Raw genomic sequence first — 21,663 nt, 5'->3', positions numbered from 1 at the left:
GGTGTTAAGGTCAGAAAAACAGAAGTTTGTCTCAGAATTAGCAGAAGTATATCAGCAATCTGGGTCTTTAATAGTAACTCATTACCATGGTCTTACTGTTAAGCAGATTACGGTGTTGCGTAGATCTTTGAGAGAAAAAGGAGCTGGATTTAAGATAGTAAAAAATACGTTGTCGAAGATAGCTGCTGATAATGCTGGGATAAAACAAATATCTGAGCTATTTTGTGGTCCTACAGCTATAGCCTATTCGAAAGACCCAATTATTGCGGCTAAGACAATTGTCGAGTTTGCAAAGTTAAATGAAAGACTGAAGATTGTTGGTGGTATAGTAGATAATCAGTTGTTAAATGTTGAGGAAGTGAAGCAAATAGCTAAACTGCCATCATTGGATGAATTAAGGGGTAAAATTATTGGTGTACTGCAAGCCCCTGCAACAAGAATCGCTACTGTATTGCAAGCTCCGGCTACAGGGCTTGCAAGAGTGTTGCAAGCATTTGCAGATAAATAATATTAATCAATTAGAATTTTAGAGGTAAATTTATGACAAATTTAACAAAAATCGTAGATGAACTATCATCGTTGACAGTAATGCAAGCTGCGGAACTTTCAAAGATGTTAGAAGAAAAATGGGGAGTATCAGCAGCGGCGCCAGTGGCTGCCGCAAGTGCTCCAGCAGCAGCTGCGGTAGTAGAAGAAAAAACGGAATTTGATGTTATTTTGGTAAGTTTTGGTGATAAAAAAATTGAAATTATCAAAGAAGTACGTGCGCTTACTGGTTTAGGCTTGAAAGAGGCTAAGGATTTAGTGGAAGGAGCGCCACAACCATTAAAGCAAGGTGTTAATAAGAGTGATGCAGAAGCAATGAAGGTAAAGCTTGAAGCTGCCGGTGCTAAAGTTGAAATAAAATAATTGGCTAATAAAAAAATCACTTGAATTGAATGTAGCAAATTTGTGTGAAGTGTAGTGTTTGTTAAGGTGTTTAATAGGTTGTATTGAGCTGTTATTTTTGTACTTTGGATCTCTAAGCAGCAATACTCCAGCAATAATTTGCGTGGATTCTTGTTTAAGTTTTAGATCTACACACTTAATATAATTTGTTTGAGCTATTTTCTAAGTTTAGAATTTGGATTATCTGTGTGTAATACAAGCATAGCTTTAAAATTAGCTGCGTTCAATTCTCAAATGATTTTTGCTATATACTTTTGTCTATAGGCTTTATATATCTTTAATATAGGCTTATAAAATTCCTCTTTAAAGATGAAATTTTATAAGCCTATAAATCATCAATCTTAGTAATGTTTGTCGTTCTGTAGTATTACTATGAGTTATTTATAATTTTACAGTAATAATTAGTTCTACATCGTACTTAAGATATAATTAAATTTTACTCTGGAGATTATATGGCGCAATCCTTGTCGATTGATAAGCGTATAAGAAAAAATTTCGGTCAAATAAATCTAGTAGCTTCAATACCAAATCTTATTGAGGTGCAAAAGAACTCTTATCAAAAAAACTTTTTACAGCTTGGTATTAAGGATGGTGAGCGGGAAAATAAAGGCTTGCAAGCTGTTTTAAATTCTATCTTTCCAATTCATGATTCAGCTGATACTGCCAATTTAGAGTTTGTAAAGTATGAGTTAGATAATCCTAAATATGATGTAGAAGAATGTCATCAACGTGGTTTGAGCTATGCTGCGCCATTAAAAGTGACTTTGCGTCTTAGTGTTTGGGAGATTGAAGAAAGTACTGGTGCTAGAGAGATTAAGGGCATTAAAGAACAAGAAGTGTACATGGGCGATATTCCATTAATGACTCAAAATGGAACATTCGTAATTAATGGTACAGAAAGAGTGGTGGTCTCTCAAATGCATCGCTCTCCTGGTGTATTTTTTTATCATGATGAAGGTAAAGTTCATTCTTCTGGAAAGTTTTTATATTCAGCAAGAATAATACCATATAGAGGTTCTTGGTTAGACTTTGAATTTGATGCAAAAGATATCTTGTATTTTCGTATAGATAGAAAAAGAAAATTGTACGTTACAACGTTGCTCCGTGCCATTGGAATGTCGGCTAATGAAATCATAAAATTTTATTATGATACAATGACCTATCATGTTTCTTTGAACGGTTGGTCAACAAAATTTTTGCCGGAATTAGTAACTGCACATCGATTAAATAATGATTTAGTGGATGCAGATACCGGAGCAGTGGTGCTTGAAGCTGGGCAAAAAATAACTCCAAGACTTGCTAAAAAATTTGCTAAAGATGGAGTAAAGAATATTCTTGTAGAAAAAGAATTCTTGCTTGAAAAATGTTTGGCTGATGATTTAGTAGACCCGCAAAGTGGAGAAGTATTAGCAGATATTGGTGAAGTGATTACGTCAGATATGTTGCAAGCTATTGACAAGTTACAGATTAAATCTCTATCTGTACTTGCGATTGGTTCACAATCAGGTCCTTATATTCGTAATACCTTGTTTGCAGATAAGAATCAAGATCAACTTTCGGCGCTTATAGATATATTTAGGGTTCTAAGACCAGGAGAGCCGGCTACTTTTGATGCAGGACTTGCTTTATTTAATAGCTTGTTTTTTAATGCTGAACGCTACGATTTATCTGAGGTAGGGCGTATCAAAATGAACGCCAGATTAGGGCTTGATGAACAATCTAGTACTACAACTGTAACTATAGACGATATAAAGCATATTATTAAAGTTCTAGTTGCGCTCAAAGATGGTAAAGGACAAATTGATGATATTGACCATTTAGGTAATAGAAGAGTAAGGTCAGTTGGTGAATTGATTGAAAATCAGTTTAGGATTGGTTTGGTAAGGATGGAAAAATCAATTCTGGAAAGAATTTCTGCTGTTGATATTGATGCGGTAATGCCTCATGATTTAGTGAACTCAAAAGTGCTGGTATCCGTAATAAAAGAATTTTTTAGCACTTCACAACTATCTCAATTTATGGATCAAACTAATCCATTATCAGAAATTACACATAAACGCAGGTTGTCAGCATTAGGGCCTGGTGGATTGAGTCGTGATCGAGCAGGTTTTGAGGTGCGAGATGTACATCCTACTCACTATGGTAGAATATGTCCGATTGAAACTCCTGAGGGACAAAATATTGGCTTAATTAATTCGATGGCTACGTATGCCAGAGTTAATAAATATGGTTTTATCGAGAGTCCTTATCGTAAAGTAATAGAAGGTAGAGTTACTACAGAAGTGCAGTATTTATCAGCAATTGAAGAGGGTAAATATAAAATTGCGCAAGCAAATGCTGCTATTGACAAGAATGGTAATTTACAGGCTGAGGCTATTAATTGTCGTACCGATGGTGGTAATTTTGTGATGGTATCTCCTGTTGAAGTTGATTATATTGACGTGACACCGATGCAGGTAGTATCAGTTGCGGCTTCATTGATTCCTTTTTTAGAAAATGATGATGCTAACAGGGCGCTTATGGGCTCAAACATGCAGCGTCAAGCAGTACCGTTAATTAAAAGCGATGCACCGTTAGTTGGAACTGGTATTGAAGGAGTGGTAGCTAGAGACTCTGGAGCATCAATTGTTGCTTTAAACGATGGTATAGTAGAACAGGTGGATTCGACAAGAATTGTTGTCAGAACTGTTGAACAAAAGAAAGATGGTTCTCCAGGGGTAGATATATATAATTTGCTTAAATTTCAAAAATCTAATCATAATACTTGTATTAACCAAAAGCCGTTAATAAAGGTCGGAGATTATGTTAGCAAAGGTGAAGTAATTGCTGATGGTCCAAGTACGGATTGTGGAGAAATTGCTTTAGGTAGAAATGTGTTGGTAGCTTTTATACCTTGGAGTGGTTATAATTTTGAAGATTCCATATTGATCTCTGAGCGTATAGTTAAAGATGATGTTTATACTTCGATTCATATTGAAGAATTTGAAGTGGTGGCTAGAGATACCAGATTAGGGCCAGAAGAGATTACCAGAGATATTCCAAATGTTAGTGATGAGAACTTACGTCATCTTGATGAAGTTGGAATAGTATATGTTGGTGCTGAGGTAAAACCTGGTGATATTCTAGTTGGTAAAGTGACTCCGAAAAGTGAATCACCAATGACTCCTGAAGAAAAATTGTTAAGAGCAATTTTTGGAGAAAAAGCTGCTGATGTTAGAGATTCGTCGTTGCATGTACCTCCTGGGGTTACTGGCACTGTGGTAGAAGTTAGAGTGTTTTCTCGTCGTGGAGTAGAAAAAGATGAGCGTGCTTTAGCAATTGAAAAACAGCAAATTGAAAAATTAGCTAAAGATAGAGATGATGAGCTTGAGATTATTGAGCATTTTGTCTTTATGCGTCTTGAGACTATTTTAATAGGTCAAACCGTGGTTAGCGGTCCTAAAACGATTAAGAGTGCTACTGTCATTACTGAAAAAACGTTTGAAAATTTATCTCGTGGACAATTTTGGCAGTTTATTGTTGAAGATTCAAGCGTTATGAACGAAATAGAGCAGATCAAACGTCATTATGATGAAAAGAAAGATATGCTCAATAAGCGTTTTACTAGTAAAGTAGAAAAAGTCCAAAGTGGAGATGATTTGCCTCAAGGAGCTTTAAAAATTGTAAAAGTGTTTATTGCTACCAAGCATAAATTGCAGCCAGGAGATAAAATGGCCGGTCGACATGGAAATAAAGGAGTGATCTCACGAATCATGCCTGAAGAAGATATGCCGTTCCTAGAAGATGGTACGGTTATTGATATAGTGTTAAATCCACTTGGTTTGCCTTCTCGTATGAATGTAGGGCAGATTTTAGAAACTCATTTAGGTTGGGCAGCGGTCAATTTAGGCAAGCAAATCGGAAATGTATGCGATCAATATTGTAATAATCAAATCAATATTGACGAAATAAAGTCTTTTATTACCACAATTTTCAGTTCTGAAATGTTGTTGAATAACATTCAGCAAATGTCAAAAGAGGAAATAATAGATTTTTGTAATGCAAATAAAAAAGGAGTTTATTTTGCCACTCCAGTATTTGATGGTGCAAAAGTGGAAGATGTAAAAGCAATGCTTGAGCTAGCAAAACAAGATATTTCTGGTCAGACTAGGCTAATAGATGGGCGTACAGGAGAGTATTTTGATCGTAATATTACGGTTGGCTATAAATATTTATTAAAGTTACATCATTTGGTTGATGATAAAATACATGCTCGTTCTATAGGTCCTTATAGTTTAGTAACCCAACAACCTTTGGGTGGTAAATCTCATTTTGGTGGTCAGCGTTTTGGTGAAATGGAATGTTGGGCGCTGCAAGCTTATGGCGCAGCTTATACCTTGCAGGAAATGTTAACTGTGAAATCAGATGATGTTGCTGGTAGAATCAAGATTTATGAATCTACGGTTAGAGGGGATAATAATTTTGAGTCTGGAATCCCTGAGTCGTTTAATGTAATGATTAAAGAGTTTCGTTCTTTATGTTTGAATGTTCAGTTAGAGGATAGCACCACAACCTGATATACTCGGTTAAAATCAAGAATTGCGTTGTCGTCGTTATAGATCTCTAGTGCTCGCATATTTTATGTACATTCCGCGCTTCGACCCTACGGCTCCCAGCGCTTCTTGATTTTAACCTTAGTCTATCCATGTGACATGTTTACGATGATTGTCATTTATCAAATCAGGAGTGAACTATCTAGTGCACACTAGAAAAATAGTCATCTTGAACATACTAGTCATCCTGAACGTAAATGGTCATCTCGAACATCTGGTCATCCCGAACTTGTTTCGGGATCTCATCAGTACTTCATAAGATCCCGAAACAAGTTCGGGATGACCAGATGTTCGAGATGACCATTTACGTTCAGGATGACTAGTATGTTCAAGATGACTAGTATGTTCGAGATCTCGTCAGAATATTAAGAATTTATATTAAGAGTTAAGTTGAGGAAAATATTTATGGCAGGAATAGTTAATTTTTATGGACAATTGAGTAATACTCAGCAATTTGATCGAATAAAAATTAATATTGCAAGTCCTGAACAGGTGCTTGCCTGGTCTTTTGGAGAGGTAACTAAACCTGAAACAATAAATTATCGTACATTTAAACCAGAAAAAGATGGGTTGTTTTGTGCAAGAATTTTTGGCCCAGTGAAGGATTACGAATGTCTTTGCGGTAAATATAAAAGAATGAAGTATCGTGGAGTTACTTGTGAGAAATGTGGAGTAGAGGTCACGAGCGCAAGAGTAAGACGCGAAAGAATGGGACATGTTGAATTGGCAGCACCAGTGGCTCATATTTGGTTTTTAAAATCCCTGCCGTCAAGAATAAGTATTTTGCTAGATATGGCAATGAAAGATCTGGAGAAGATCTTATATTTTGAAAGCTATATTGTCACGGATCCTAGATTATCTGGATTACAGAAAGGCGAATTATTATCTGAAGATGCTTTGCAGCGTGCTCAAGATGAATATGGAGAGGATAATTTTGTAGCTTCTATAGGTGCTGAAGTAGTACAGCAGATGCTATCAGAGCTTGATTTACCTGAGTTACGTAAGTCTTTACAGCTAGAGCTTGCAGAAACTAACTCTGAAGTAAAACGTAAAAAATTAGTAAAGCGTCTTAAACTTGTTGAAGATTTTGTCGATTCTGGTAATAAGCCGGAATGGATGATTATGAATATTTTGCCAGTGATTCCACCAGAAATCAGGCCATTAGTAATGCTTGATGGCGGAAGATTTGCTACTTCTGATCTCAATGAATTATATCGGCGGGTAATTAATAGAAACAATCGTTTAAGACGGTTATTAGAGCTTAAAGCGCCTGATATTATTGTAAGAAATGAAAAGCGGATGTTGCAGGAAGCAGTAGATGCTTTGTTTGATAATGGTAGACGTGGTAAAGTAGTAAAAAATACTAATAAACGTCCTTTTAAATCATTAAGCGACATGCTAAAAGGAAAACAAGGGCGTTTTCGTCAGAATTTACTTGGCAAAAGAGTAGATTATTCCGGACGTTCTGTAATTGTAGTTGGGCCTGAGTTAAAATTACATCAGTGTGGTCTGCCAAAAAAGATGGCATTAGAATTATTTAAGCCGTTTATTTATGCCAAACTTGAGTTATATGGTATTGCGGCAACGATTAAAGCAGCTAAAAAAATGGTTGAGACAGAGAAGCCGGAAGTTTGGGATGTGCTGGAAGAAGTAATCAGAGAACATCCGGTGATGTTAAATCGTGCTCCGACATTACACCGTCTTGGTATTCAAGCATTTGAACCTCTACTCATCGAAGGTAAGGCAATTCAATTACACCCATTAGTGTGCGCGGCATTTAACGCTGACTTTGACGGTGATCAAATGGCAGTACATATTCCATTATCAGTTGAAGCGCAATTGGAAGCTAGGGTGTTAATGATGTCAACTAATAATATCCTAAGTCCAGCAAACGGACGGCCGATTATTGTTCCCGATAAAGACATAGTACTTGGGCTTTACTATTTAAGTTTAGCTTTGGATGGTGAACCTGGAGAAGGAATGGTCTTTGCTGAGATGTCAGAAATTGAACAAGCGTTGTATCATAAAGCCATTACTATTCATACTAAAATTAAATTTCGTTGTAATGTAACAAATATTGATGGAGTGGTCGTTAAATCAATAACAGATACTACACCAGGTCGTTTGATTATTGGTGAATTATTGCCAACAAATCAGCATATTAGTTTTCAATTAATAAACAAGCCAATGACCAAAAAAGATATATCAGGAGTTATTGATGCTGTTTATCGTCATTGTGGTCAGAAGGCTACGGTAATTCTTGCTGATCATTTGATGCAGCTTGGATTTAAGTATGCTTGTTCTTCTGGCATATCATTCGGTATGGATGATATGGTAATACCAAAATCCAAGTGGGCTCATATTGACACTACAGGCAATGAGGTAAAAGAGTTTGAACAACAATATTCTGATGGTTTGATTACCTATGGTGAGAAATATAATAAGGTAATTGATGCATGGTCAAGATGTACTGACAAAGTAGCAAATGATATGATGAAAGAGGTAGCAATGCCTTCAACTTCAGATCATCACACTACAAGTCAGCAAAGATTAAACTCAATTTATATGATGGCGACCTCCGGTGCAAGAGGGTCAGCTGCGCAAATTAAACAGCTGGCTGGAATGCGTGGATTAATGGCTAAACCTTCAGGAGAAATTATTGAAACCCCTATTATTTCAAATTTTCGTGAGGGATTAACAGTATTAGAATATTTTAATTCAACTCATGGTGCGCGTAAAGGACTTGCAGATACAGCTTTAAAAACAGCAAATTCTGGTTATCTTACTAGAAGGTTGGTTGATGTTGCTCAAGATTGTATTATTACTGAGATGGATTGTGGTACCAATGATGGGCTAGAAGTGAGAGCTATCATTGACGGTGGAGAAGTTATAGTGTCGTTGTCAGAGCAAGTTTTGGGTCGAACTACTGCAATTGATGTTTATCACACAATGACTAATGAATTGTTAATTAATGCCGGAGCATTGATTGATGAAGCCAGATTAGAGCAAATAGAAGCTGCTGGACTTGATTCTATCAAAGTAAGATCAGTGTTAACTTGTAGTTTAAGCGAAGGTATGTGTGCTAAATGTTACGGTAGAGATCTAGCTAGTGGTACATTAGTGGCGGTAGGTGAGGCAATAGGAGTGATTGCGGCACAATCTATCGGTGAACCTGGTACACAGTTAACGATGAGAACTTTCCATATTGGTGGAGCGGCAACTAAAGGAGCAGAAGTTTCGGCAATAGAGGCCTCATATGAGGCTAAAGTAAAGATTTTAGGCCGAAATGTAGTGATGAATTCAGATGGTCGTCAGATTGTCATGAGCCGTTCTTGTGAGATATTATTGATTGATGCTAAAGGACAGGAAAAATCTCGACATAAAGTACCATATGGAGCCAGATTATTGATTGATGAAGGGCGTACAGTGCTCAAGGGGCAAAAAATAGTAGAATGGGATCCTTATACTATACCAATTATTACGGAAAAAGCTGGTAAAATAGTGTTTAAAGATATGGTCGATGGTATTTCAGTGCGCGATATTGTCGATGAAGCTACAGGTATTGCCAGTAAAATCGTTGTTGAGTCAAAACAATATTCACGAGGAGCAGAATTGCGTCCAAGGATACAGTTGTTAGATGAATCTGGTCAGGTGATATTATTGTCTAACGGTTTAGAAGCACGATATTACTTACCGGTAAATGCCGTATTGAGTGTTGAGGATGGATCAATGGTTTCAGCTGGAGATATTTTGTCTCGTATTCCAAGAGAATCAACTAAAACTAAAGATATTACTGGTGGTTTACCGCGAGTCGCTGAATTAGTGGAAGCTCGTCGTCCAAAAGATCATGCTATTATTGCAGAAGTTGATGGTAGAGTGGAGTTCGGTAAAGATTATAAATCAAAACGACGTATAGTATTACATCCTACAGATGGAGCTCAACCTCTTGAGTATATGTTGCCAAAAGGTAAGCATGTGGTAGTTAGTGAGGGAGATTTCGTCAAAAAAGGTGATATGCTCATTGATGGTAATCCAGTGTTACAGGATATTTTGAAAGTAATGGGAGTAGAGGCTGTAGCACGTTATATGGTTGAAGAGATTCAAGCCGTTTATCGTCTGCAAGGAGTAAAAATTGATGATAAGCATATAGAAGTTATTATTCGTCAGATGTTACAAAAAATAGAAGTTACTAATGTTGGCGATACTACTTTATTAGTTGGTGAGAAGATTGATCGTCGTGAATTTGCGGAAATGAATGCAAAATTAATTGAAAATAATTTGCAACCTGCACAAGGACACTTAATATTACAAGGTATTACTAAAGCTTCACTACAAACTAGATCATTTATTTCTGCCGCTTCATTCCAAGAAACTACCAGAGTTCTTACTGAAGCAGCGATTGCTGGTAAAGTAGATGAATTAAGAGGCTTAAAAGAGAATGTAATCGTAGGTAGACTAGTTCCGGCAGGAACAGGTTTTTACATGAATAAAATGCGTAAGATAGCAGTGGCTCGTGATCTGGAACTAAATAAAGCAGCAGCGACGCCAGATAATTATTCATGAGAATGGACAGATGATCCATAACAACAGAGTTCTTACGATTATAAGAACTCTGTTGACTTAATAAAATATTTATTCATAATGTTGCTTGATGGTCGTGCAGTTGCATGAAATGTAGTTTAAATAAACTATTTTTTATGAGGAAAGTCCGGACTCCATAGAGACATGATGCTGGATAACGCCCAGCGGAGATATTAATCTCTAGGGAAAGTGCCACAGAAAATATACCGCCAAAATATATTTTGGTAAGGGTGAAAAGGTGTGGTAAGAGCACACCGGTCGCTTGGTAACAAGCTACGCATGGTAAACCCCATCAGGAGCAAGATCAAATAGGTGTGATTAGAACTTAATGTTCCTAAATGTCTCTGTTTAGAGGTTACACGGGTAGATCGCTTGAGGTAAATGGTAACATTTATCCTAGACAAATAACTGCAGAGGGTTACACCTTACAAAATCCGGCTTATAGACCATCAATTATTAATTATAATTTTGCCAGAGCTTCCAGAAATTGAGACCATAAAGACTGGTCTTGCATCGCACATCATCGATAAAATCATTATAAATTACGAAAAAAAATGTAAAGTCTTGCGGCAAATATTGTCCAATAATTTTGATATATTATTAAATGCGAGAATATTAAGTATAATGCGTCGTGCAAAATATTTACTTATTAATCTTGATAATAGTTTTACTATAGTGATTCACCTTGGCATGAGCGGTAGTTTTACCATACAGCCAGCGAATTATTCTTCACAAAAGCATGATCATGTGATTTTTTATCTTGATAATCAACAACAGTTGGTTTTTAACGATCCTAGGCGATTCGGGATGATTTACCTACTACCACAAGAAAAATTATTAGATCAACAAATATTTAAAGCTTTAGGGCCAGAGCCTTTAACCGAACAATTTAATGCAGGATATTTGGCTAGTAAGTTAGCAAAAAGGCATAAAATAATCAAAAATGTAATAATGGATAATAATATTGTCGTAGGAGTAGGTAATATTTATGCTTCTGAGAGTTTATTCAGGGCAAAAATACATCCTTTGAGACCTGCTTATAGTCTTAGCCATATGGAGATTATAGATTTAGTTCTTGCGATTAAGAATGTATTAATCAGCTCTATAGCGGCAGGTGGTACTACTTTAAAAGATTTTATTAATGCTAATAGTAAACCGGGATATTTCCAACAAGAATTATTAATATATAATAGAGCAGGGAAGCCATGCTTCATTTGTAGCAATATAATAAGAAAAATAATTCTAGCTGGAAGAGGTAGTTATTATTGTGGATATTGTCAGGTAATATGAGAGCAATATGAAAATTGCAACATGGAATATAAATTCAGTAAGGCAGCGCCTATCGCTATTACAGGACTTTCTTGTGAAAGAAAATCCTGATATTTTGTTTTTACAAGAACTTAAATGTGAGTCAGAACAATGGGTTCTTATAGAATCAGAAACACCATATAACTATTATGTACATGGTCAAAAATCATATAATGGAGTAGCCATTTTATCTAAATTTAAAGCTAATGAAATAGTTACAAATTTTCCAGCTAATCCGTGCTTTGAGCAATCTAGATTTATTGAAATTACCTGCAACACTGATATTGGTTTTTGTCGTTTTATTTCGTTATATGCTCCAAATGGTGGTGAAGTTGACAGCGACAAATTTAAAACCAAACTCCAATTTTATGATGCACTAATTAATTATTTAGAAATTATACGTGCTTATGATGAATCTTTAATTATTGGTGGTGATTTCAATATTGCTCCATTTGATATTGACATACACTCATCGTTTAAGTCAAGTAATACTACTTGCTGCACAGTGGAAGAGAAATATAAAATGCGCTCGATATTAAATATGGGGTTTTATGATTTATATCGTTTGGCTAATCCTAATACTCAAGAGTTTTCATGGTGGGATTATCGAGCGGGAGCGTTTGAGCAAAACAAAGGAATGCGCATTGATATGTTGATTGCATCAGGTCGAGCAGCTGGTTATTTTCAGAATAGTTATATTGACTATAACATGCGAGCGCAACATAAACCTTCTGATCATGCTCCAGTAGTAGCTTGGTAAATATTAGAGCCTGTCAGATCAGTAGATATAAGAGGTAATTTTGCTCACTCAAAACTTGCTTCTGCTCCTCACGTATATCTATTCACTTCCCTGACAAACCTTTACCGTATCAGGTATACAGATGGTGAGTTTGACAACAAACTGCTTCCATAATGTCACTCCCGAGTAGGCGGGAATCCAGCATATATCTAAGCATTTGAGGCTTTTATTCTTAGATTCCCGCCCACTTAAGAATGACATCGAGTGTGTTAATAAGACTAGTGTATATATCATACATCTGCTTCCGAAGAGGTCTATTGCTTCAAAGCCTAGCAGCTTTTCGCAATCACAGCATAGTAACGTTCAATTTTAAAAGCCGTGAACAACGCTCACAAATCAATTGTTCTATCTCAGATACTTCTCCGTGAGCGAGGAGCAACAGAAGCAGAACGTTTCCTGCTTAAATCGGTTTCATTGATTTCGCTATTCTGATTTCTGGACATTGGTTTTATAGTTTCTAAGTTTTGTCCTAATACTAGAATTGGCCGTACTGTATCTCCAACTATTTTATTTACCGAAGCCTTAAAAGTAGCGTTACTTATTTTATCATAATCAAGCTGTTTATCGCTGATGTTATTAGCAACATTACTTATACCATGGTCACAATATAGTTTAGTAAGTTTTTGCTCTAACGTTCCGATAATCTGCTGTGCATTTTTTTCTGTCATTACCTCTGCTATATCTTTGCCTTTATTTTCTACCTTGATCTGATAAATAATATCCTTTAAACTACTGTCAATAAGTTTAGTATCGCTTTCTCTACTACCACTACTTTTTGCGTCATCACCAAACAAGTTTGCGCTAATTTTCTTTGCTATAGTTTCGATACCTTGCAGCTCTTTCTGGTTTAGTTCATAAGCTTTATTTACTTGTTCTTTTATTGCTGTGTTTTTATCCTCTAAATCTGCCATATTTATTGGTGTGTTTACTTTTTGAGCTTTATCCCAAGCTTTAGTTAGTGGAGCCAGTTCTGTAAGCGATATTTTTGCAACATTTTTTGGAGCATATTTATCAAAAGGATTATGCGCTCTTTTAATATCTCGAAACATACGTGCAAAGAAACCAGGTTTAGCCTTTTGCACTTTCTCTACTTTTTGTTCTATTTGCCCTTTAATTTCCTTAAATTTATCCAATTTTTGTTGATCAGACATTTCAAGATAATTCTTATCTGCTATAAGTTGTTTGATCGCCATAGTCTGTGTTTGTTGTTTAAGTTTTGCTTGCTTTAATTCAGCAATATTATTATACCCCGGTGCTCCTGGTTTTCCACGTTCAGTATCTATTCCTTGTTTTAATTCAAAGCGCTTTTGATCTATAGCTTGCTGTCCGGATACTCCAAGTCCAGCAGTAATCGAAGTTTTAATTACTGTTTCAGCAAGCTTTACCGGATTTGTTACATTTGCGACAATGTTTACTGCTATTGGCCCAGCTCTTTCGCCAATAACTTTAACGGCACTCTTAAAACCTGACGAAGCTTCCTTACCCTCAACATATCTTTCAGTTACTGATTTTTTACCAGTTTTTGTTGGGGTATATAGTTCATTTGCCAAAATAGTTTTTAATTGAGGATCTATCGCAAATCGTGCTTCCTGAGTAGCAAAGTTATTACTATTTTGAACAAGTAACTGATGTTCTTTATCTAATTTACGAGTGCTCCTGGTTTGTAAAGTATCCTTTACTACCCCTACTCCTACCGATATTCCTGCAGCAGCAAGCCCTGCCACAGCAAATGGAACTGCTACCGGAGCTGCCGCTACTACACCAGCGACAGCTAAGCCAATAACAACCGCTCTGCTAACTGCACTACCAGTAACTACTTTAAAAATTGTACTATTGGTAACTGCATTAAAAGGTTTTGAATTGGTTATTGGATCGATAATTGCTGATTTCACTTTATTCCAAATGTTGGATACACCACTTTTAAATCGTTGCCAAAGTGATTTTGGTTTTGCTGCTTCTGGTTCTTTTGTTTCTTCTACAAAAGATGAAAAACTAGTTTTTTCACGAGAGAAAGATGATCGTCGTTTATACTGGTCATTGCTTAGTTCGTTAACTTTGTTATCTGAATCATCTTTGCTCATATTTTTACTTATAAGTTTATGTTAATTGCTGTATATATATTATGAGATTCATATGCTTATATTAATACATTTATCAAATTTTATATACTCAATTATTAATTGAATATCTTGTTTTTTAGAGATGCTGAGATACAAATGAACTACTTTCAACTATTGAACATAAAAGAAGGGTATGATGTTGATTTTGATCAACTACATCAACAATATTTATCTTTACAAATAATTCATCATCCAGATAACATTACAGCTGATAATAAAAAAAATAATCTATCAATTTCAATTGATCTAAATAATGCCTATAAAATACTCAAAGATGAAGTTTTAAGAGCGGAATACTTATTATCATTATATAATATTGATATTAATGCAGATAATCTCAGAACTAGACTTTCTACAATAGAATTACAAAATATATGGCAGGAGTTAGAAAAAGTTGAAGAAATATCAGATTATAAGATTCTGGAATTAGAGTACCAACATCAACAACGTATAAAAGCAGAAATATTGCTCAATTTAACTAAAGCTTTTGCTGATAAACAATGGTTTCTTGCGGTTAATCTAACAATACGCCTAAAATATTTGGTTAATCTAATTAATAATATAAAACTTAAAATTAATATATTATGCAAATAATAGAAATTAGCGATAACTTAAATGCAGATACAACCAAAAATGATCAGCAACTAGCAGTCGGTATTGATTTTGGCACCACTCATTCTTTAATAGCAATTTCACAGCAAAAAGTACCTTTTGTTATTGTTGACCAGAATAACCTAGAACTTATTCCATCAATTATTACCTTTAAAAATGGTAATTTTATCATTGGTAGCTCTAATCAAATAGAAAATACTATTTTTTCTATTAAAAGATTACTTGGTAAATCAACTCAAGAAATCAAACAAAATCCGGCTTTATTTAAATTAATCAAATCCTTACTGGATACTGAAAATCACGTTCCTAAACTAAATCTTGACGGTCAACAAATGATTTTACCAGTGATAGCCGCAGAAATATTTAAATATTTAAAAACAACTGCCGAAAATGCTTTATCCATTAAAATTACTCAAGCAGTAGTAACAGTACCGGCTTATTTTGATGATGCTGCCAAAGGTGAGGTAATGCTAGCAGCAAAAATAGCAGGCCTAAATGTGATTAGACTAATGAGTGAGCCTACTGCTGCCGCTTATGCTTATGGACTAAATAATAAAATATCGGGTTGTTATCTAATATATGATCTAGGTGGCGGTACTTTTGATGTTTCGATACTCTATATGCAAACCGGAATACTGCAAGTCATAGCTACCGCCGGTGATAATATGCTTGGGGGAGATGATATAGATCAGCTAATGGTTGATTATTTTATCAGCAAGTACCAATTGTCCTATTCTTCAAAATTAATTATTATTGCTCGATATATTAAAGAATTATTAAGTGTTCATGATCAAGCGATAATGGAATATGGTAATGTGGTAATATACATGACTCGTATGGAATTTGAGCAATTAATTTTACCACTATTACAAAAAACTATTCTAATCACGCAAGAAGCACTGCAACTAGCCGGAACTCCTGAGCTTAACAATATTATTCTAGTTGGTGGATCAACCAGGATCCCATTAATCACAAGTTTATTACAGCAAAATTTTAATACTTCTATTCTTTCTGAGATTGATCCGGATAAAGCTGTAGTATTTGGTGCCGCATTACAAGCAGAAAATTTGACTATAGCTAGCAAAAATTCTAATTCTATATTAATTGATGTCGTACCTCTATCTTTAGGAATCGAGTTATATGGTGGTATTGTTGAAAAGATAATCTTACGTAATAGTCCTATACCGTTATCAATTACCAAAGAATTTACTACTTATGTTGATAATCAGACTGCAATGCAATTCCATATCGTTCAAGGAGAACGTGAAAAAGCTGATGATTGCAGATCACTAGCTCGTTTTGAACTTAAAGGATTGCCACCAGCTGCTGCCGGTCTGATTAAAGTAGAAGTAATATTTTCTATTGATGTTGATGGTATATTATCAGTGTCAGCTCTTGAGAAAACTACCGGTATTTCACAAATAGTAGAGTTAAAACCCACTTATGGTCTTGATGACTCTGAAGTAAATAAGATTTTGGAGAGTGCGTATATTAACGCAATTAGTGATCATCACGCCAAACTAATAAACGAAACGATTATTGAAGCAAAATCGTTAATTTATCATTTAGAAAAAGCTATTACTGAAACCCCAGAGCTGCTATCTTATGACCAAATGCATCAAATACAACAAGCAATAACTGCCCTCTATACCAGCCTCACCTCTAATAATCGTGAATTAATTATTTCAAATATTAACTCTTTACAACAAATTTCAGAGTTATTCATCACACAGCGGATGAATTATGCTTTAGATAAGTTAATAAAAGGAAAGCATATTGATGAAATTTAACACATTATCCAATCATTTATTTGCGATAAAAACTATTCTGTGAGCGTTCACGATTTTAGAAAAAGTCGTCTGAGCTAAGATTTTGTTAAAAACCGAAGCAATCAAGTTTTCTGAGAGTGTTCAATGAACTGTGTTAAATCGTCTGAGCTGAGAGCACGTTAGTGCTAGAAGTAATCCAGTCATTAATCCGAGTTTTCTGGATTGCTTCGGGCTTAGCTCTCAGCTCAGACGACGTGAGAACGGCAGTTAATGTACAAGTTAGATAGTCATAAAACTACCATTTTCTAACCATAATATTTTACATATTACATTATGATGAGGATATATTTCTTGCATTATACTGCGATAAAAATTTAATTGATTAATATAATCAGTGGAAATAAAATGCTGTACCGCTGGTGGATGTGCGTCTGATTTATAATCTATAATAATTAGCTTATCTGATGATATACTTAATAAATCTATGCGCCCGATTTTAGTTTGATTATCTTGGAATACGCCTATATTAACTTCTGTTTTTACTTCATCCCAAGATATTATATTAATAAATTCGTTGTTGGAGAGGATATTGCTTATACTTACCAAAATTTTATTTTTTAGCAATTCTGGTAAAGTAGCAATTAAAGGGTGATTGTAGATGTTATGGATATTACGGCTTTTTACCGAATCTTCCAGAATTTTATGAAATATTCTTCCGTATTGAAAGTGGTTATTACTGACCAACAATGATATTGCCGGTCTATTCTGTATTACTGTTACTGTAGAATCAGGTACGCATTTAGGAAACCTTAAAGTCCAATCAAAATTTTCCATCTCTCCTATATTAGCTTTTGGAACTACTGTGGAATGTTTACACTCCAAGGCTTGAGTGGCCTGCTGTGGTTGATCGCCATAAACAAATGCACTATCTTCATCGACGCTACACATCCCTCTCATGGCGTTGGCAATCAAGGAATACCAACAATATTCATGCAGTTTTTCACTCATACTACACCCACATATAATTAAATGATCTGCTGCCCTAGTCATTGCCACATAAAGCAATCGTAAATATTCTTGTAAATCCTTATTTTGTATATGTTGCTTCAATTCTTTTAATATTTGTGGAGCCTGATCCATTGACATTGAATAAAGAACTCGACTATCGTCTGTCCAAACAAACTTACTTTGATTTGTTGGTATAGTTGTAGTATCACATAAAATTACTACCGGTGCCTGCAAGCCCTTAGCTCCGTGTATAGTCATTACCCGAATTTTATCTAAAGCTTCAACATTACGCTGTACCTCAATCTCACTAGCTTCAAACCAATAAATAAAAGCTTGTAATGAAATATCAATCTTATCGGCATAATTATAACTTAAGTAAAGTAATTCATTAATTGCTTCACTATCGTCTATACCATTAAGCTGTAAAAAAATTTTACGTAAAGACAAATTGTCAATAATAATATGAAAAAAATTACCAGCATGAGCATATTGATATAGATCTCTTAATGTTTTTAATTTTTTATAAATCATTTGGTAATATGAAATATTATTGATCTCAACATTATTTTGTAAAACTTGCCAGATAGATAAATCCTGACGCATTAAAGCAAGTTGATACAAATCTTTTTCGTTACCACCAATAATTGGAGATTTAATTAAATGAGCTAAATTTAAATCATCATTAGGAGCAAGCACAAACTTTGCAGCGCTAATTAAATCAATTACCGACAAATTTTGACTAAGAGTCATACGGTCGACTCCGGCTACCGCTAAACCATGATTTTTTAATTGCTTTATCACTTCATTAGTCAATTGATCGCGCTTACGTACTAATATCATAAAATCGCCGGCAGTTAACGGTAATCCGGTGTCAAGATTAATTACTCTTGAATTAATTTGACCTTTAATAAATTCAGCAATCTTTGTTGCCAAAGCTTGAGCAGGTGACACAAATTGCTGATAATCTTCGGGTAATGGCCAAAATAACTCCTCGAAATTCTTAGGCGTGCTGATCAAATCCCATAACTCAACTCTACCTTTACTGATTTTACGAGTTGGTAATATAAATGGGTTATCGCTTAAGAATAATGTTGGGGTACAATTTTTAATTTGTTGAAAAACATTATATACTACATCTAGAATTGCAGGTGCTGATCGATAAGATAGTTCAAGATTGATTATTTCAAAATTCTTGTTAGCTTCAATTAATCTTTGCTTTAAATGATCTTTTACTATATTAAAAGCATTAGTATCCGCTCCTTGAAAACTAAAAATTGACTGCTTTTCATCACCAACCACAAAGATAGTACGGTGCTTTTTAACGCTATCTCCTGCATAAAATTCTTCAATCAAAGATTCTATAATTTGCCATTGTTCCGGGCTAGTATCTTGCGCCTCATCTACTAAAAGATGATCAATCCCACCATCAAGCTTATATAATACCCAGTCTTTGGTTGCTTTTTTGGTAAGCAATTCTTTGGTATAAAAAATTAAATCATCGTAATCAAGCAGGTTCTTTTGGTTTTTATACTCGTCATAAATAGTAATCAAAGTTTTAGCTAATTCTAATAGTATATTAGAATATTCTAGTAATTTTTGGGTTTTGATATCTTGATCAAATTGGTATACTAATTCTTGAATATCATCGAGTTTTGCCGCAAATTCCAAATTATTTAAATATATTTTGCGTGTGATTAATTGTTTACGCTTATCGCCATTATTTGTTAAAAAGAAGCTAAACAGATTATCAGGTAAAGCTATTGGATTACCATAAGCTTCAATAAGTTGCTTTAAAGTATCGCGAATCTGAGCCTCGTCTGCATTAGCAACCGTTATCCTGAACCTATCTGTCATCCTTGACTCGACTGTTTCTAACTTAGTTTTCATCTCTGACTTAGCTGTTATCCCGAACTTGTTTTGGGATCTCATCAAAACCTCATGAGATCCCGAAACAAGTTCGGGATGACAGTTGAGTTCGGGATGACGGTTGAGTTCGGGATGACGGTTAAGTTGATGATGACGGTCTGGTTCTGGCTGACTAATATTCTCAGAAACTATAGAGTGATTTTTAAATAAATTTTTGAACTTTAATTTATTATCAATTATTTCATTAATTATGTCATTAATAGTCATTTCATGAAAATTCATACTAAGAAAATTAGCGATTTTTTCATGTAAAGGATCAATATATATTTGTTGTTTTAGTACATTAAGAATTCCACATGAGGTGAGATTATCTAAAATCTGGAAACCAGGGCTTAAACCAGCTTCAATTGGAAAGGTTTTTAGAATTTTCTGACAGAATGAGTGAATAGTATAAATGCTAATTGTATTTTGATAATCAAGTAATTTATGATAAATTGTACGGATATATATCAATTCTTCTTTATTAGGAGCAATGCCTGTCAATAACCGTAAATCAGCCATTAGCTGATAATCATCAGCTTTTGTCCATGCTTCCAGCTTATTATAAATACGGTGCTGCATTTCACCAGCTGCAGCATTGGTAAAAGTAATGCATAATATTTTTTGTGGAGGCACCCCGCTAATTAATAATCGGAGTACCCTATCAGTTAATATCTTAGTTTTACCAGTCCCTGCCGATGCTGAAACCCACACTGAATTTTCTGGATTTGATGCTTTTAATTGTAGATTATTCATGACATTTAGAACAAAATCTTCATGAGCTTTGAACTGAGCAGACCTCTCTCTCAAACTGACTTCTAAGAAAGGTCTAGACGAAGGTCAAAATCAATAAGTGCTAGGAATCACAGAGTCGAGAAGCACAAGCAGTTACTTATTTGCTTCGCACTGCAGATCTTTAAGGAGACGACGCAATTCTCAATTTTCACCGAGTTCTAGGTTAGGATTAAATATATGCGTAATACTTCCCTTACCCAATTGAAGAGATATCTTACGCCAATCAACTAAATCTGTAAATTCTATAACTACTATCTGAGCAGTTGACATAGTGGTTGTTAGCATACGCTCATACTCTTTAGAGCTGTTTTGTGCTAATTCAAGCACCAGCTGATAAATCGTCGGATTATGACCAAGAATCATTAAATTATTTATATTATCAGCAGTTCCAGAAATAATTTCGATAATCTTACTGCTAGATGATTCATACAAAGCTCTAACTGACTCAATCTCTGGAATCTCTACCTGTTGTAAGATAATACTGAGAGTTTGAGTAGTTCTTTTTGTTGGTGATACCAGCACTTGATCAATACCCAAATTTGCTATAAAGTTACCGGCAGCGATTGCTTGACTTTCACCCATCCCATTTAATTGAGAATTAAAATCACTGACTGAACTGGATTTAGTTGCAGCTGCATGTCTCATTAAAATTATTCGCTTCATATTTTTTTACTCAAATTAATAGCCATTATACATATCCTTTTGATTATAGCATCGATCACACCATTATCATCACCATGTACCTGCTGTAAATTTGTTTCATATTTTTGCTGAAATGAACTTGCTATTTCCTTATGTTCTACTTCTTCAAGCTTAAATTTCTCAATATTAGTTATTAAATCCCTTTCCTCTGCATTACCGTCCAAATCCCATAATTGCTGTTGGTAATGAAGTTCTATTACTTCTTCAACCGCTTGCGTAACTAACATTGCAAATTTTGTTCCTGCTATAGAAGATAAAGCTCCCAACAAATACCCTCCTACATGCCAAAATGGTAGTAATATTGTTGGTTTTACTCTTCTCTTGACTAATTCCTTGGTAAAATAATCAAGATGCTTCTGCTCTTGTACTAACATCATTGCATATAATCTTTTGTCCTGTACTTTATTTGCAAATTTGATTTGCCCTTCATATATTCTCTTAGCGCCATACTCTCCAGCATGATCTACTCTAATCATTTCTGCAATCTTTGATTTGCTTTCAATAAAACTAGGTTGTGGCATCTT

Annotated in this window: 12 protein-coding genes and 1 other RNA gene; 9 read left to right on the top strand and 4 right to left on the bottom strand. The window is 34.9% G+C overall.

Features of this window, described 5'->3' with window-relative positions; all coding sequences use genetic code 11:
* Position 1 precedes the first annotated feature (1 nt).
* The 7 genes from rplJ to xth all read left to right on the top strand — a co-directional run bounded on the left by rplJ (position 2) and on the right by xth (position 12,189).
* Positions 2 to 508: a 50S ribosomal protein L10 gene (gene rplJ, locus Trichorick_RS01530; RefSeq protein WP_323738508.1), complete on the top strand. Its 507-nt coding sequence runs from the start codon at positions 2 to 4 to the stop codon at positions 506 to 508.
* Between the two features lie 32 nt (positions 509 to 540).
* On the top strand, positions 541 to 909 hold the full coding sequence (gene rplL / locus Trichorick_RS01525) for a 50S ribosomal protein L7/L12 (RefSeq protein WP_323738507.1): 369 nt from the start codon (positions 541 to 543) through the stop codon (positions 907 to 909).
* A 491-nt stretch (positions 910 to 1,400) separates the two neighbouring features.
* Positions 1,401 to 5,504 carry a DNA-directed RNA polymerase subunit beta gene (gene rpoB / locus Trichorick_RS01520; RefSeq protein WP_323738506.1) on the top strand — a complete coding sequence of 1,368 codons (4,104 nt, stop codon included), beginning with the start codon at positions 1,401 to 1,403 and terminating at the stop codon, positions 5,502 to 5,504.
* Positions 5,505 to 5,945: 441 nt separating this feature from the next.
* Positions 5,946 to 10,103: a DNA-directed RNA polymerase subunit beta' gene (gene rpoC, locus Trichorick_RS01515; RefSeq protein WP_323738505.1), complete on the top strand. Its 4,158-nt coding sequence runs from the start codon at positions 5,946 to 5,948 to the stop codon at positions 10,101 to 10,103.
* A gap of 84 nt (positions 10,104 to 10,187) precedes the next feature.
* Positions 10,188 to 10,579, top strand: an RNA gene (gene rnpB, locus Trichorick_RS01510) — RNase P RNA component class A.
* 10 nt (positions 10,580 to 10,589) lie between these two features.
* Entirely contained in the window at positions 10,590 to 11,411 is an 822-nt protein-coding gene (gene mutM, locus Trichorick_RS01505) for a bifunctional DNA-formamidopyrimidine glycosylase/DNA-(apurinic or apyrimidinic site) lyase (protein ID WP_323738504.1), read from the top strand.
* A gap of 7 nt (positions 11,412 to 11,418) precedes the next feature.
* Complete coding sequence (gene xth, locus Trichorick_RS01500; RefSeq protein WP_323738503.1) at positions 11,419 to 12,189, top strand: exodeoxyribonuclease III; 771 nt, start codon at positions 11,419 to 11,421, stop codon at positions 12,187 to 12,189.
* Between the two features lie 389 nt (positions 12,190 to 12,578).
* Here the strand turns inward: xth and Trichorick_RS01495 are convergent, their stop codons facing one another.
* Positions 12,579 to 14,309, bottom strand: a complete 1,731-nt coding sequence (locus Trichorick_RS01495) for a hypothetical protein (protein WP_323738502.1) — start codon at positions 14,307 to 14,309, stop codon at positions 12,579 to 12,581.
* Between the two features lie 135 nt (positions 14,310 to 14,444).
* On the opposite strand from Trichorick_RS01495, the gene hscB reads away from it, so the two are divergent.
* Positions 14,445 to 14,942 (top strand): Fe-S protein assembly co-chaperone HscB, encoded by a 498-nt coding sequence (gene hscB, locus Trichorick_RS01490; protein WP_323738501.1) that lies wholly within the window; start codon positions 14,445 to 14,447, stop codon positions 14,940 to 14,942.
* Positions 14,933 to 16,750 (top strand): Fe-S protein assembly chaperone HscA, encoded by a 1,818-nt coding sequence (hscA, locus tag Trichorick_RS01485; RefSeq protein ID WP_323738500.1) that lies wholly within the window; start codon positions 14,933 to 14,935, stop codon positions 16,748 to 16,750. Before hscB ends, hscA begins: the two co-directional genes overlap by 10 nt.
* 258 nt (positions 16,751 to 17,008) lie before the next feature.
* Here the strand turns inward: hscA and Trichorick_RS01480 are convergent, their stop codons facing one another.
* The 3 genes from Trichorick_RS01480 to Trichorick_RS01470 form a co-directional block, all read right to left on the bottom strand.
* A complete protein-coding gene (locus Trichorick_RS01480) occupies positions 17,009 to 20,398 on the bottom strand; it encodes a UvrD-helicase domain-containing protein (RefSeq protein WP_323738499.1) in 3,390 nt (1,129 codons plus the stop codon).
* 180 nt (positions 20,399 to 20,578) lie between these two features.
* Positions 20,579 to 21,100 (bottom strand): SixA phosphatase family protein, encoded by a 522-nt coding sequence (locus tag Trichorick_RS01475; RefSeq protein WP_323738498.1) that lies wholly within the window; start codon positions 21,098 to 21,100, stop codon positions 20,579 to 20,581.
* Positions 21,097 to 21,660 carry a demethoxyubiquinone hydroxylase family protein gene (locus Trichorick_RS01470; protein WP_323738497.1) on the bottom strand — a complete coding sequence of 188 codons (564 nt, stop codon included), beginning with the start codon at positions 21,658 to 21,660 and terminating at the stop codon, positions 21,097 to 21,099. The genes Trichorick_RS01475 and Trichorick_RS01470 overlap by 4 nt, the downstream gene beginning before the upstream one ends.
* Between the last annotated feature and the right edge of the window lie 3 nt (positions 21,661 to 21,663).

Source organism: Candidatus Trichorickettsia mobilis (genome assembly GCF_034366785.1).
Taxonomy (GTDB): Bacteria; Pseudomonadota; Alphaproteobacteria; order Rickettsiales; family Rickettsiaceae; genus Trichorickettsia; species Trichorickettsia mobilis_A.
This window is presented reverse-complemented; position numbering and strand designations above follow the sequence as displayed.

Bases quoted from the DNA above. Each gene is read 5' to 3' on its own strand.
- rplL (WP_323738507.1), top strand. From the start codon at position 541: ATGACAAATTTAACAAAAATCGTAGATGAACTATCATCGTTGACAGTA.
- rpoB (WP_323738506.1), top strand. From the start codon at position 1,401: ATGGCGCAATCCTTGTCGATTGATAAGCGTATAAGAAAAAATTTCGGT.
- rpoC (WP_323738505.1), top strand. From the start codon at position 5,946: ATGGCAGGAATAGTTAATTTTTATGGACAATTGAGTAATACTCAGCAA.
- xth (WP_323738503.1), top strand. From the start codon at position 11,419: ATGAAAATTGCAACATGGAATATAAATTCAGTAAGGCAGCGCCTATCG.
- Trichorick_RS01495 (WP_323738502.1), bottom strand. From the start codon at position 14,309: ATGAGCAAAGATGATTCAGATAACAAAGTTAACGAACTAAGCAATGAC.
- hscB (WP_323738501.1), top strand. From the start codon at position 14,445: ATGAACTACTTTCAACTATTGAACATAAAAGAAGGGTATGATGTTGAT.
- hscA (WP_323738500.1), top strand. From the start codon at position 14,933: ATGCAAATAATAGAAATTAGCGATAACTTAAATGCAGATACAACCAAA.
- Trichorick_RS01480 (WP_323738499.1), bottom strand. From the start codon at position 20,398: ATGAATAATCTACAATTAAAAGCATCAAATCCAGAAAATTCAGTGTGG.
- Trichorick_RS01475 (WP_323738498.1), bottom strand. From the start codon at position 21,100: ATGAAGCGAATAATTTTAATGAGACATGCAGCTGCAACTAAATCCAGT.
- Trichorick_RS01470 (WP_323738497.1), bottom strand. From the start codon at position 21,660: ATGCCACAACCTAGTTTTATTGAAAGCAAATCAAAGATTGCAGAAATG.